Below are 13,617 nucleotides of genomic sequence, written 5' to 3'. Positions count from 1 at the left end.
TTAATATTTATCACTAGGGGAGCCATTGGCTGAGAGATTTATCGACCCTTACGACCTGATCTGGTTAGTACCAGCGTAGGCAAGTGCGAGCAAACTCCTAGTGATCATTCATTAGGGGGTTTTTTATGAAAAAATTTGATACGAAAGTATTAACAGAAGCAGCAGTTATGATTGCCTTGTCAATAGTACTTGGCAGATTCAAGATCTTTGAAATGCCTCAAGGCGGCTCAATCACTCTTGGACAAATGATTCCTTTATTGTTTTTCGCAATAAGACATGGCGCTGGACTTGGAATGATAGTTGGAGCTGTTTACGGCGTTTTAGACATGCTACTAGGCGGCTACATCTACACACCTATCCAAGCTATACTTGACTATCCACTAGCATTTGCCCTACTTGGACTTGCAGGATGCTTCACTAGACAAATAGTTAAGGAAGGAAAATCATTCTACGTACCAATCGCTGTTATAGTCGCAGTTCTAGGTAGATTCATTTGCCACGTATTATCAGGCTATATCTTCTTCGCAGAATATGCAGAAGGATCAGGCCACGGTCCACTTATGTACTCAGTTATTTATAATGGTACTTTCTTGGGAGTGGAAGCGGTTATTGCTTTTGTAATTATACTTATATTATCGAAGAATGTTCTTCTTTATGGACTAGACAAGAGCAGATAGGCTTTATTGAATTAAAATAATTTTATTCGCAAAAATTAAAATTATATATCTTTTGCATTGGCTATTGTGGGTGGTATGCTCGCAATAGCTTTTTCTTTTTTGATTTTTGATTTTGTGTTTAAGAAGAACCTCGTCCATACGGACGAGAACCTTGGTGCTTTGCACTCGCGCCCGTAGAAGCTTTTTGAGTTCTTAAGACAATTCTTATAATTTAAACTTGTAAAGAAAAATCCCCCTCTACTAGTCCTAAGACAAATTTGTATGTCTTGAGTAAGTAAATATTAATAATCTTAGGTTCTCCTTCACTAGTCCTAGGACAAAAATCGTGCTTTTAATTAGAAAAAGACGGAAATATATCCGTCTTTTGAAATTTGTAATGATTAAATTGTAAAATGTGATATAATGATATATAGGATGATTACAAATACAATATCACACACAACGGCTTAGTCTTATTAGATGAGAAGTTAGTGTGGAATTTGTAGGTATTTTAAATGTGATATATCGGATATATTGGAGTATAGAATTGAAAATACTAATGATTGAAGATGACAGCACAATTGCCTTTGCTGTTAAAACTTACTTAAACAAACATAATATTGAAACTATTATTTATAACAATCTTTCTCAGACAGAGAATCTTAATTTTAATGATTTTAACTTAGTTCTACTTGATGCTAATCTTCCAGATGGTTCAGGCTTTAATTTTTTAAAGTGGCTGAGAGAATTTTCTGACCTTCCTGTAATAATGCTTACTGTAAAAGACGAAGACGAGTATGTAATAAAAGGTCTTTCCCAAGGAGCAGATGATTATATTACAAAACCTTTTTCTCTTCCTGTCCTAAAGGCGAGAATAGACAATGTGTTTAGTAGAAAAATAAAAAAGGTTGACGAACTGACTTTTGAAAATTTATCTTTAGATCTCATATCAAAACAAGCTTCGATAGATGGAAAAGATTTAGACCTTAACTTAAAAGAGTTTGCTGTTTTAGAAATGTTTTTAGAAAATCAAAATATAAATCTACTAAGAGAGCGAATTTTAGATTATGTTTGGGGTTATGATTTTTATGAAGTAAATGACAATACACTAACTGTCACCATAAAAAGACTCAGATCTAAACTTGGAGATTACGGTAACCATATAAAAACTCTTAGAGGCATAGGATATAGGTGGGACAATGAATAAAAACAAAAATATTTTACTTGTCTTAATTTTAAATTTACTAATGTCTTTGTTTGTAATTTATCTCAATCCAAGATTTGATATTCTAACACTTATTGGCTTTCTAGCTATAAATATAATTCTGTTTATAGTTATTAGAAAATTTGAAAAGAAAAAAGAAAAGAATCTTGAAGCTAAGATTAATAATATATTTAGCCTCCTACATTCACTTGATATAAACTCTGATAATTACGAAATTATTGACGACGAATTTGGCAAACTCAGAGATGAGATTATTAAAACTATTATAGAAAACAAGAGGATTGCTGAGAATGCTGAGAAAAATAAGGAAACTTTAAGGGAATATACGGAAGACATTGCCCATCAGATAAAAACTCCGTTGACTGGATCACTATTATTGTTAGACTTATTAGAAGACGAAGATGACAACTTTTCCGAAGAATATATAGAAAGACTTAGAGATAATTTACTTAGACTCCATAACTTATCTGACATTTTATTAAAATTGGCAGCCCTTGATTCTGGAACAATAGAAATGGCAAAAGACAGAATATCAGCTAGAGAGTTAATTGAAGATATCATAAGAAACCTAAAAGATTATTTTATCAATGATAATATTGAAATTCCTCTTGATGGAGAAGACTTTTATCTTATATGCGATAAGAAATGGACCTATGAAGCAGCATTTAATGTGATGAAAAATGGTCTAGAAGCAACAGAAGATAGGCATATAGAAATTCACTTAAAAGAAACGAACTTATATAAGAGTATATTTGTGGAAGATTTTTCTAAAGGTTTGGATCGTGAAATGTTAGAAAAAGTTTTTAAACGTTTTTATAAGCTGGATCCAAATTCAAAGGGTTATGGGATTGGGCTTCCTATGGCAAAATCTGTTATGGAAAGACAAAATGGAGAGCTTTTATATCATAAGGGGAAGAAATCAAATTCCTTTGAAATGAGATTTTATAACTGATTTAATTATGGCTGTGTAAATAAAGCACAGTCATTTTTTTCTAGTCACTTTCCAGTCACTTAAGTCTAATATCATCTAAGAAAGATAAGGAGGACTAAATATGAATATTGTAAAAACAGTAGATTTAACAAAAACTTACAATAGTGGAGTAGAAGTACACGCTCTATCAAATGTGAATTTTGAACTAGAAAAAGGAGATCTTGTCGCCATTATTGGAGATAGCGGCTCTGGCAAATCTACCTTACTTCATTTACTTGCAGGAGTAGATACGCCAACAAGTGGTGATATATTTATTCAAGATAAAAATATTACTAAGTTTAACAAAGATGATATGACAGTATTCCGCAGAAGGAATATAGGCGTTGTATATCAATTTTTTAATTTGATTCCAAACATCAACGTTCGAAAAAATATTTTACTTCCTCTTTTGTTAGACAATAAAAAGGCAGATGAAGAATATTTAAAGGAAATTTTATCGATACTAGGAATAGAAGGAAAGCTTGATAGGTATCCAAAACAATTATCAGGTGGCGAGCAACAAAGAGTTGCCATTGCCAGAAGTTTGATTACAAGACCTGCCATCATTCTAGCAGATGAGCCTACAGGAAATCTCGATAGAAAAAATTCTGAAGAAATCACAGGACTTTTCAGACTTGTAAATAAGAGATTAAATTCTACAATTATGATAATAACTCATGATGAAAAAGTAGCAAATTCTTGTGATAAGGTCTATAGAATGGTAGATGGTAGGTTAAATTTCTTAGGAGATGAATCTTATGAAAATTATTAATGACCTAGCTGATGGAGCTGTAAAAAATAATAAGAAAGACAGTTTTGCTATTAAAATTTCCATACTTTTGGCAGTAATTTTACTAGGAACTGTAATTTTTATCTTCAACTCGTTAAAAACTGACAAGTATGAGTATGTAAAGAAAACTTTTGGAGATTATCATGTGAATATAAGTGGAATTGACCAAGGTTTTTATGATAAATTAAAAAACGATAAAGATATAGAAAAAGTTTCTTTCAATAAAGTAATAAAAACAGACTTAAATGCAGTTATATATGAAAATGGAGATCCTGCAAGCCTTTTACGTTATGATATTAAGGAAGGAAAAAAGCCAGAAAAAGCAAATGAACTTTTAGTTCCAGAGATATTTTTGATAAAAAATAAGGAGTACGATTTAGGTTCTGAGATTATTGAAAATAAAAAGACATATACCATAGTTGGTGTTTACGATGATTATGGATATTCTTTTGAAGATACTATGCTTATAGGTTTAGCAGATAGTAATAAAAAGGATTATTTATTCGATAACAATGTTGGAATAGAAGCATGGATTTGGTATAAAAGCATAAGGGATACCTACACAAAGACTCGAAAAATTTTATCTGAAATGAATATTGATGAGAACCATGCCCTAAATATTGGTAGAGTATTTTATAATAAAGATATCTTAGAATATAAAATGGTCTATCCAAAAGGAATCATTCCACCAAAAAGTGTTGTAAACTCAGCTTTAGAACAATATGGAGCAGCCTTCTTTCTTTGTCTACTTTTTGCATTTATCATTTATGGGGCTTTTAATGTATGGAACAATAGGGATTTAAAGGAAATTGCTCTATTAAAAAGCACTGGGATGACAGATAAGCAGGTAAAGCAATTAATTCGAAAGAAAGCATTTAAACTTTCAACCTTACCAATAGCCTTGGGAACAATCTTATCTTTGGCTTCTGCAAATCTGCTCTTATATTTGATGTGGCTTAATAATACAAAATCTTATCAAAACATATCAAATATTTTAGGTCAAAGTGTAAAATCTCCAGACTTTAATTTAGTAATACCAAGTATTGGATCTATTTTAATAATTATTCTGTTATCCTTAATTATGGTTTATTTTTCAGCATTGATTCCTGCAAAGAAAAGCTCAAAGATAAAGGTTATTGAGGGATTAAATGGCATTACAGAAAAAAACATTAAGTTTGGTAAGTCAAAAATAAATGGACCTATAGAAAAGACTTTAGCAAAAGATTATTACAGGTCCTATCGTTCAACCTATCGAATTATTGTTATATCTATGGCTCTATCAGCCTTTGTATTGACAACAGTTTTAGTTAGCCAGTCATATAGAACTTTAAATGAAAAATATAATTCATATAAAAGTCCGTACAATTTTAACTCTAGTATTTATACAGATAACTTTTTGAATAAAAATTTTGTGAATGATATGGAAAAAGTTAAAGGTATAGACCAATTGCATGTATACCAAAGAGTTGATACAAAATTTTACCTTGGTGATAATAAGGACTTTATTTCTAAAGATTTAAATGAAGCTTTAAATAGCGGTAAAATACCGGAAGATAAATTATATTCCAATATATATGCCTTAACAGATGAGGATTTCGAAAAACTTTTAAAAGAAAATAACATCTCTAATGCATCTTATTTATTACTTAATAATATAAGAAAAGATAATAAAACTCCGTATGCTTTTAGTGAGTATATAAAAATTTCTGATAAGGGATTTGGAGATATTACTTTAAAATATAATGCGGATGGTAAGTCCATGCCTATAAAAATAGATTCAAGTATCGATGAACTGCCTTATAATCTAGAAGCTTATAATGACAACGAAATACCTATTTTTACTAGCACAAGTAGTATGAGAAAATTTATTGATGAATATGGAAAAGATGAAGGCAACCCAGTCTATTATTACTTTGTAAAAATTAAAGCTGATAATAATAAAGAAAAAGTATTTGAAGATGCAGAAAAAGTGATTTCAAATTATGTTCCAAAATCTGACCATGGAACTTCTACAGAAATTATTAGATCAGCTATGGATAAAGAACAAACAAGAAATGAAAAACTATTAAATCTTGGCATCCAAATCATTCTTATAACAATTGCTCTTTCCAATGCCTATAATAGCTTTAAAGGAAACCTTAGAGCGAGAGCCAATGATTTTAAACTCCTATCCACTACAGGTATGACAGAAAAACAAATGGAAAAGATGGTCTTCGGAGAGGGGGAAATATTATTTAAAAATATTTTCTTAGCCTATATCTTTATGTTCATTATTGGAATTGCATTGAGAGCCTATAGGAGCAACTATGAATTAGGATTTGCGATAAAAGGTATGATAACAAATATGAATTATATCCCTCTAATAGTAGTATTTGTATTTATGATTGCAGGAGTTTTATTTGCAATAAAAAGTGGTTTTAAAACAATAAACGAAAACTCGGATAACTCTTTCAAGAGTATATAAGAAAAAGGCTGTGAGCATTTAAATCACAGCCTTTTATCTATGCCACCTAAAGACTTTATGACCTAGTTTTTCTAAAATCCCTAATTCAATGAACCCTTGAGCTTGCTCTGAAAAATCTGTTTGTGCAGGTTCATTGACAAGGGCAATTGTATTGTGACGATAAATGAAAACACTTTTCGATGTGTAATACACTTTTCGTTATAAGAACAAAACTAAGATTCACATAAAACTAACAAAGATAAAATTATTAATTAACAATTCATAAAAACAATTCAAAAAACTCAAAAAATCTCTTCACATAAAAAATATTGGTGCTATAATATCAAAAAGGAGATTGATCAAATGAAACTAAAAGAATTTTTACACAAGAAAAACGTACTCGTATCCTACAAAGTCTACCTAATTGACGTACTTGGCAACATGGCGATGGGTCTGTTTGCATCGCTACTGATCGGCACCATACTAAACACGATCGGCACTCATACTGGATTGAAATTTTTATCGGAGGAGCTATGGCCGTTTTGTAAAATGATGACTGGCCCAGCCATCGCCGCGGCGATAGGAGTTGCACTAAAGGCTCCAAACCTAGTTATGCTCTCATCGCTCGCAGTTGGTTACATAGGCAATGAACTCGGTGGACCTGTTGGCTGCCTTATCGCCTCAGTCGTAGCGATTGAGCTCGGCAAACTTATTTCGAAGGAAACCATGATAGACATCATCGCAACACCACTCACTGTAATACTTTCAGGCTTTGCTATCGCAAAATTCGTTGGCCCATCCATAAACATGATGATGGTGGGGCTAGGCGATATAATCATTGAAGCGACTAAGCTTAGACCATTCTTCATGGGTATGGTGGTCTCTTTGATAGTCGGCATGGTTTTGACTCTGCCGATATCGTCGGCGGCTCTTTGCATGATGCTTAGCTTAAGTGATCTTGCTGCAGGCGCTGCAACTGCTGGCTGCTGCGCACAAATGGTTGGCTTTGCGGTGATCAGCTACAGGGTGAATAGGGTCGACGGCCTACTTGCTCAAGGACTCGGCACTAGCATGCTACAAATACCAAACATAGTAAAGAACTGGAAGATATGGCTTTCGCCATGCTTAGCAAGCGTGATTACTGGACCAATCGCAACTTGTGTCTTTAAGTTGAAAAACACTCCGCTCGGCGCTGGTATGGGTACGAGTGGATTAGTGGGTATACTTGAGACGTTTAATGCTATGGAAGGGGAAGATATGATGGTGACTGCGCTTGGTGTTGCTCTTACGTACGTAATTTTGCCTGCGGTATTATCATTACTATTCCATAATTTATTCAAAAAATTGAATTGGGTAAATGATAATGACTTATTACTTTCGCGTTAAATTATAATTCTATTCCGATTAGACATTTTTCAAAGCTATACTATAAAAATGTATAGCTTTTTTTATTCATATTGGGTATTAATAACTGTAATAATTAAAATAATATTTTGCTAAGAAAATGTGATGTCTTTGCTATTTAAGCAAAGAGGGCGCATTTGAAGAACCTCGGTCTTTTTGACCGAGAACCTTGGTGCTTCGCACGATAGCAAAAGATGAGGAGGTTTTTTATATGGCATGTACAACTATCTTAGTCGGTAAAAAAGCGAGCTACGACGGCTCAACTATAGTCGCAAGAAATGAAGACTCACCTTCAGGTGAATTTTGCGCAAAAAGATTTGCGGTGATGAAGGCAAAGGACCAACCACGCAAATACAAGTCAGTTATTTCAAAGGTCGAAATCGATTTGCCAGACGATCCGATGGACTACACTTACTCACCAAGCTCTGACACAAAGGACGGTATTTGGGGCGCTTACGGCGTTAACGCTGCGAACGTTACCATGAACGCGACTGAAACGCTTACTACAAACGAATTAGTTATGGGCGCTGATCCATTAGTAGAGTACCATAAAGATGAAAAGGGAAAAGAACATTTTGGTGGCATAGGCGAAGAAGACCTAGTTACCATCACACTTCCATATATCAAGAGCGCTAAGGACGGCGTTAGAAGATTGGGCGCACTACTTGAAAAATACGGCACTTACGAGATGAATGGTATTGCCTTCCAAGACGAAAATGAAATTTGGTGGCTTGAAACAATTGGCGGCCACAACTGGATGGCAAAGAGGGTTCCAGACGAAGCTTATGTAATTATGCCGAACCAATTAGGCATAGATGAATTCGATTTTGACGATGCTTATGGCGATGAAAATGAATATATGTGCTCAAAATCATTAAAAGATTTGGTTAAAAAAGCGCACCTAGACAAGAGAATGAGTGAGGAAGAAATATTTAATCCAAGAGACGCATTTGGTTCACACGACGACTCAGACCACACATACAATACACCAAGAGCATGGGTTTTACTACGCTACTTCAATCCAAAAACATTCTTCTGGGATGGCTACGACGCAGATTTCAGACCAACAGACGACAATTTACCATGGGCACTAGTACCAGAAAAGAAAATTACAGTGGAAGAAGTGAAATGGGCGCTATCCAACCATTATCAAGGTACACCTTATGACCCATACGCAAAGCATAAAGATGAGTTAAAGGCAGGCATATTCAGACCAATCGGCATAAACAGAAATAACGTTTTGGGCTTAACACAAGTCAGAGGCTACATGCCAGACGATTTGAAGGCACTTCACTGGCTAGCGCTTGGATCAAACGTCTTTAACGCGATAGTACCATTCTACACAAAGGTTTCCAAGACACCAGACTACGTTGGAAAAGCAGTAACTAAGCCAAGTACAGACAATTTCTACTGGATAAACAGGATTATAGGCGCGCTTGCCGACGCACACTTTGCTGAAAACGCTTCAAACGTTGAACGTTACCAAGCTAAAATCAATAATAAAATGAATGAAATGATTAATAAATTTGATGAGGAATATGCTAAGGCAAAGGATAAAGAGGCCTTCTTCGAAAAAGCAAACCAAGAAATATCAGACTTTGTAGAGAAAGAAACTTTGGATTACTTGGATAAAGTATTATTTACATCATCTTGCTTGATGAAGAATGGTTTTTCGAGAAGCGATGCTTAGCAAGTAAACTTAATGACATTGTATTGACAAAGTCTTTATAAAGTGCTAGAATTATATTAAGGAAGGTGATTTTATGAGTAACACTAACTTAAATGTAAGGATAGATAAGGACATAAAAAAGGCTGCGGAAGAAGTTTATGCTGAACTTGGCTTTAATATGTCGACAGCTATAAACATGTTTTTAAGAGCAAGCATTAGAAAAGGTGGCATTCCTTTCGATTTAACACTAGATGTGCCTAATAAAGAGACTTTAGAGGCGATTGAAGAAGGAAGACGCTTAGCAATGGATCCTTCAACACCGCTATATGACAATATGGAAGATCTTAGAAGAGCTTTAGAAGTATGAAATATAAGGTCTTATTAACATCTAAATTTAAAAAAGACTTTAAATTATTAAAAAAGCAGGGCAAGAATACAGATAAAATTTTATCCGTTATTAATAAGCTAGCTAAAGGCGAATTTTTAGATGCAAAATACAAGGATCATCCTTTGTTAGGAGATTATCTCGGCGCAAGAGAGTGCCACATTGAACCAGATTTACTTCTAATATATGAAAAACAAGAAAATATTCTGATACTTAATATATTGAGAGCTGGTTCACATTCAAATCTATTTTAATAAACAAAAACAAAGCTGTGAGAATATTTTTCTCACAGCTTTTATTTTTTACTAAGTATATTAATTTTTACCTTTTAAATTTAATACCTTCATAAATATCCCTCTCATATTTATTGCGTAATCATGTCCATCTCTCACATATACGTCGAAGGTATTTATCGTATTGTTATTTTTCCCCACCATTCTAACAGTTCCGAGCTTTTGATAGTCTTTGGCATCGCTCTTTTTCATCATAGCATAGCCTTTTTGCTCGCACACATAATCTAGCACATCTTTATCCACTTCTGTGCTCACAAATTCTTTGGTATCTGCAAGATCTTTTAGGTTTTTATCCATCTTGGCTCTGCTGCTAAACATTGAATTATACAGTATTATAATCAGAATGAGTACGCCTATCATGCCTATGATGCTTGAACTATTTTTCTTTTCCATAATAATCCTCCTAGTTTTTCTTCTTAAACTTATCTATTATCTTCTTTCCAAATATTTTAAGTAAAACGATTATCACTAGTAAAATAATCAGTCAATCAGCACTAACGCCTTTACTTGAAGCTTCGGGCTCATCTGCTTTAACTTCTTCACTCACGCTCTTCGCGGCATTTTCCTTATACACTTCATCTGAGAAAAATATTTTGTACTCGCCGTAGCCTTCCTTATCCATGTCATCAAGCGGCACGAAGCGCAGTGCGGCGCCATCGATGCAGTATCTAAGTCCGCCCATCTCCTTAGGTCCGTCGCTAAAAACGTGGCCGAGGTGGTTATTGCCGTGCTTGCTCTTGATCTCTACACGCCTCATTCCATGAGATTCGTCCCTGTTGTAGCTAACGCTGTCACTGTTTATGGTCCTCGAAAAGCTAGGCCAGCCGCAGCCCGCATCGAATTTATCCTCTGAAGTAAATAGCACTTCGCCAGTTAATTTATCCACGTAAATGCCAGCGCGCCACTCGTCATTTAACTCAGACGTATGCGGATGCTCAGTGCCTTCCTCCCTCATAACCTTGTAGCTAAGCTCATCCAAGAGCTTTTTTGCTTCTTCATCAGAAACTTCTTTGTACTCTTTTTCGAAAATGGGCTCATCAGCCTCAGTCAGATTGATGTGGCAGTAGCCGCCCGGATTTTTCTCCAAGTAATTTTGGTGGTAGCCCTCTGCCGTTACGAAGTTTTTCAGCTCCTCTACTTCAACAGCGAGCTCGCCGTGAATTTTTTCTTCATATTTATATACCTTGTCAATGATTTTTTTATCAGCAGGATCACTATAATATATGCCCGTTCTGTACTGTCTACCCCTGTCGCCGCCTTGCTTGTTGACGCTCGTTGGGTCAATAACCTTAAAGTAGCGAAGAAGTATTTCTTCTAGACTCACAAGGCTTGTATCGTAAGTTATTTCAACAGTTTCAGCGTGATCAGTCTCCTTAACTTTATCATAGCTAGTGCTCTCGCCATTGCCATTTGCATAGCCTACTTTGGTGCCCATAACACCACGTATCCTCTTGAAATAGCCCTCCATGCCCCAGAAGCAGCCGCCAGCTAGGTGTATGGTCTTGTTATTATTCATAAAATCACCTCTATTTTCCCTCGTTTACAATGTCTTCAAGTATCTCGAAGGACTTCGTAAGCTTGTCATATTCAGGAATGTAGCTTACAGCGATCAGCTCGTCGAAACCGTAGTCCCTCTTGAAGCCCTCGTAAGTCTTCTTTGCGTCCTCATAAGTGCCGCCGATGTGCAGTCCGCGCATGGCCTTAAGCGCAAATTTCTGCATGCTCGTAAGCTCTGGCGCGTCGTTCGGATCGATCTTCTCGAACTCATCGCGATTGTCCACGTCAAGTATCCTTAGAAATACTTGCATCGCGTGAAACTCAAGCTCATCCGCATCCTTTTTGTTCTCGCCAATGTTAGCCGAGACGCCAAGCATTGTGTATGGCGCGTCAAGATACTTGCTCTTTTTGAAATTATCTCTGTAAATGTCAAAGGCCGCCTTAACTGTGTGAGGCGCGAAATGGCCTGCGAATGAGTATGGTAGACCCAGCTCAGCCGCTACATAAGCGGAGTTCATCGAGCTTCCTAAGATAGTTATCGGTACGCCCGCACCCATGCCAGGATAAGGCGCACTCTTTAGGCCACTTGCATCGCCATCGAAATATTTTAGCATTAGGCGAATTGCGTCTAAAAACTTTTCTTGCTTATATGTGTCGCGATAAAGTATTCTTGAAGTCTCCATATCAGTGCCGGGCGCTCTACCTATGCCGAGGTCAACCCTATCAGGGAAGAGAGCCTCCATAGTTCCGTAGCGTTCAGCAATTTGAAATGGTGTGTGATTAGGTAGCATCACGCCGCCTGCGCCGACCTTGATGCGCTCTGTGTGGTCAAGTATGTGCGTTAGAACAACTTCAGTTGCGCTCGATAGTACGCCGGGGCTGTTATGATGCTCGGCAACCCAATATCTCTCGAAGCTTCTTGAGTCCGCAAACTGAGCGAGTTTCACGGCCCTTTCGAAGGCTTCCTTCTTTGTTTCGTCCTTGTATTTCGGTACAAGATTTAGTATCGATAGCTTAGTCATTTAATCACCTCTGTATATCTATTTAACTATATCTAACTATGCTTATGGACGTGCCGCGACCAATATGAACGAAGTGGCCCAGCCATAAACGTAAATCTCTTAGTATATAGATACCCAATCGCTATTGAAAACATTGACGAGGCGTGATATAATTAGCTTAGGTGATAGAATGAGAAGGAAAAATAACGGTGTTTACATAAATTTCGAGGGCCGCGGCGAGGGCCAAAGGGACAAAAGAAAGATTTGCGCTGCGGTGCTAAGTATCGTTGCCATAGTGCTTTTATTGGCTTTTTACTTTTTGTATAAGTACACGACTAGTCATGTCTATATAAAGGAAGCGAGTGAGGACGCGCGCGTTTACGAGGAGATTTACAAGAGTACGGATCTCGATCTTGAGAAGTTTAATAAGGCCGACGAAAAATTCAAGATGAAGATAGATGACGCTAGCTTCATTAAGGCGCAAGCTGAGTATTTTATGCCAGTTGAGCCGAAGGAGAAGCTTGACAAGAACTTTTCTAAGTCATATAAGAAGAACTTTGAGGAAGAGTACCTTTTTAATGGCGATGCAAAATTGATACCACTGAAGCTTTTGAAATCACTATCACGTAATGAGATAAGGCTGATTAAGGCAGAAATTTTGGCGCGCCACGGCTATGCGTTTAAAACGAAGGAATTTGCTGATTACTTTAGCGGGAAATCTTGGTATATAGTGGATGAACATTATAATAGCACGTTTTTATCGAGTACGGAAGCGCAGAATATAAAGTTTATTATGGAGTATGAAAAGATTTTAGATAGAAAATAAAATTTCTTGTTAAAACGAGCCCTTTAGCTAGTTTCGAATTATTTTGTCGCTGCGGAGTGCGTTTAGCACACCTCACTCCAAAAAATTCTGTACAACGCTAAATCATCTCGTTTTTCCTGCGAAATTTACTCGGTGTATATATACTGATAAAATAATTTGAAGAAGAATATTGTTAATAAATTTACTATTGATTAATTAATAAATAAGGGGCGATTCAATGAAAAAGTATGAATACAAATTCGTTACAGTTAAGACCACAGGTCTTTGGTATGATGATTATCAAGAAATAATTAAGAAGCATGCGGAAGATGGCTGGCGCTATGTTGATTCAATCGATAAGCGTAGGGATTTTGTTGATGCCAATCCGAGGCTGGAATTGGTGTTTGAGAGAGAATTGGAAAGAGAAGAGGAGCAATAGCTTCTCTTTTTTTGTTTGAAAAATCCATTTCCATGGTATA

14 protein-coding genes and 1 riboswitch are annotated in these 13,617 nt (G+C 35.9%); of the genes, 11 read left to right on the top strand and 3 right to left on the bottom strand.

The genetic code is table 11. The annotated features are described in order from the left end of the window. Positions 1-5: 5 nt before the first annotated feature. Positions 6-99: riboswitch (TPP riboswitch) on the top strand. Positions 100-125: 26 nt separating this feature from the next. The 9 genes from thiT to AC1EJ0_RS06690 all read left to right on the top strand — a co-directional run bounded on the left by thiT (position 126) and on the right by AC1EJ0_RS06690 (position 9,796). Beyond that, the gene (gene thiT / locus AC1EJ0_RS06730) at positions 126-677 is read left to right on the top strand and encodes an energy-coupled thiamine transporter ThiT (protein ID WP_058259674.1); all 552 of its coding nucleotides are present in this window, start codon (positions 126-128) and stop codon (positions 675-677) included. A gap of 526 nt (positions 678-1,203) precedes the next feature. After that, positions 1,204-1,863 carry a response regulator transcription factor gene (locus AC1EJ0_RS06725; protein WP_480023695.1) on the top strand — a complete coding sequence of 220 codons (660 nt, stop codon included), beginning with the start codon at positions 1,204-1,206 and terminating at the stop codon, positions 1,861-1,863. Continuing rightward, a complete protein-coding gene (locus tag AC1EJ0_RS06720) occupies positions 1,856-2,833 on the top strand; it encodes a sensor histidine kinase (RefSeq protein WP_480023696.1) in 978 nt (325 codons plus the stop codon). The genes AC1EJ0_RS06725 and AC1EJ0_RS06720 overlap by 8 nt, the downstream gene beginning before the upstream one ends. Positions 2,834-2,933: 100 nt before the next feature. Continuing rightward, positions 2,934-3,623, top strand: coding sequence for an ABC transporter ATP-binding protein (locus AC1EJ0_RS06715; protein ID WP_480023697.1), 690 nt, complete (start codon positions 2,934-2,936; stop codon positions 3,621-3,623). Beyond that, on the top strand, positions 3,610-6,105 hold the full coding sequence (locus AC1EJ0_RS06710) for an FtsX-like permease family protein (protein WP_480023985.1): 2,496 nt from the start codon (positions 3,610-3,612) through the stop codon (positions 6,103-6,105). The genes AC1EJ0_RS06715 and AC1EJ0_RS06710 overlap by 14 nt, the downstream gene beginning before the upstream one ends. Positions 6,106-6,447: 342 nt before the next feature. Continuing rightward, the gene (locus tag AC1EJ0_RS06705) at positions 6,448-7,470 is read left to right on the top strand and encodes a PTS sugar transporter subunit IIC (protein WP_480023699.1); all 1,023 of its coding nucleotides are present in this window, start codon (positions 6,448-6,450) and stop codon (positions 7,468-7,470) included. A 229-nt stretch (positions 7,471-7,699) separates the two neighbouring features. After that, entirely contained in the window at positions 7,700-9,178 is a 1,479-nt protein-coding gene (locus tag AC1EJ0_RS06700; protein WP_480023700.1) for a C69 family dipeptidase, read from the top strand. A gap of 73 nt (positions 9,179-9,251) precedes the next feature. Next, positions 9,252-9,524, top strand: coding sequence for a type II toxin-antitoxin system RelB/DinJ family antitoxin (locus AC1EJ0_RS06695; RefSeq protein ID WP_058259681.1), 273 nt, complete (start codon positions 9,252-9,254; stop codon positions 9,522-9,524). Then, entirely contained in the window at positions 9,521-9,796 is a 276-nt protein-coding gene (locus AC1EJ0_RS06690) for a type II toxin-antitoxin system YafQ family toxin (protein WP_480023701.1), read from the top strand. Before AC1EJ0_RS06695 ends, AC1EJ0_RS06690 begins: the two co-directional genes overlap by 4 nt. Before the next feature lie 60 nt (positions 9,797-9,856). Here the strand turns inward: AC1EJ0_RS06690 and AC1EJ0_RS06685 are convergent, their stop codons facing one another. The 3 genes from AC1EJ0_RS06685 to AC1EJ0_RS06675 form a co-directional block, all read right to left on the bottom strand. Continuing rightward, complete coding sequence (locus AC1EJ0_RS06685) at positions 9,857-10,228, bottom strand: hypothetical protein (protein WP_480023702.1); 372 nt, start codon at positions 10,226-10,228, stop codon at positions 9,857-9,859. A gap of 91 nt (positions 10,229-10,319) precedes the next feature. Then, complete coding sequence (gene msrB / locus AC1EJ0_RS06680; RefSeq protein ID WP_480023703.1) at positions 10,320-11,351, bottom strand: peptide-methionine (R)-S-oxide reductase MsrB; 1,032 nt, start codon at positions 11,349-11,351, stop codon at positions 10,320-10,322. Between the two features lie 10 nt (positions 11,352-11,361). Then, the gene (locus AC1EJ0_RS06675; RefSeq protein ID WP_480023704.1) at positions 11,362-12,354 is read right to left on the bottom strand and encodes an LLM class flavin-dependent oxidoreductase; all 993 of its coding nucleotides are present in this window, start codon (positions 12,352-12,354) and stop codon (positions 11,362-11,364) included. Positions 12,355-12,523: 169 nt separating this feature from the next. On the opposite strand from AC1EJ0_RS06675, the gene AC1EJ0_RS06670 reads away from it, so the two are divergent. Both AC1EJ0_RS06670 and AC1EJ0_RS06665 read left to right on the top strand, forming a co-directional pair. Continuing rightward, positions 12,524-13,159 carry a YARHG domain-containing protein gene (locus tag AC1EJ0_RS06670; RefSeq protein ID WP_480023705.1) on the top strand — a complete coding sequence of 212 codons (636 nt, stop codon included), beginning with the start codon at positions 12,524-12,526 and terminating at the stop codon, positions 13,157-13,159. Between the two features lie 217 nt (positions 13,160-13,376). Continuing rightward, positions 13,377-13,577, top strand: coding sequence for a DUF4177 domain-containing protein (locus AC1EJ0_RS06665; RefSeq protein WP_480023706.1), 201 nt, complete (start codon positions 13,377-13,379; stop codon positions 13,575-13,577). Positions 13,578-13,617: the final 40 nt, after the last annotated feature.

Source organism: Fenollaria sp. C0166D3 (assembly GCF_056590255.1).
Note: the sequence above shows the minus strand (reverse complement) of the source record. Positions and strands in the feature narration are given on the sequence as shown.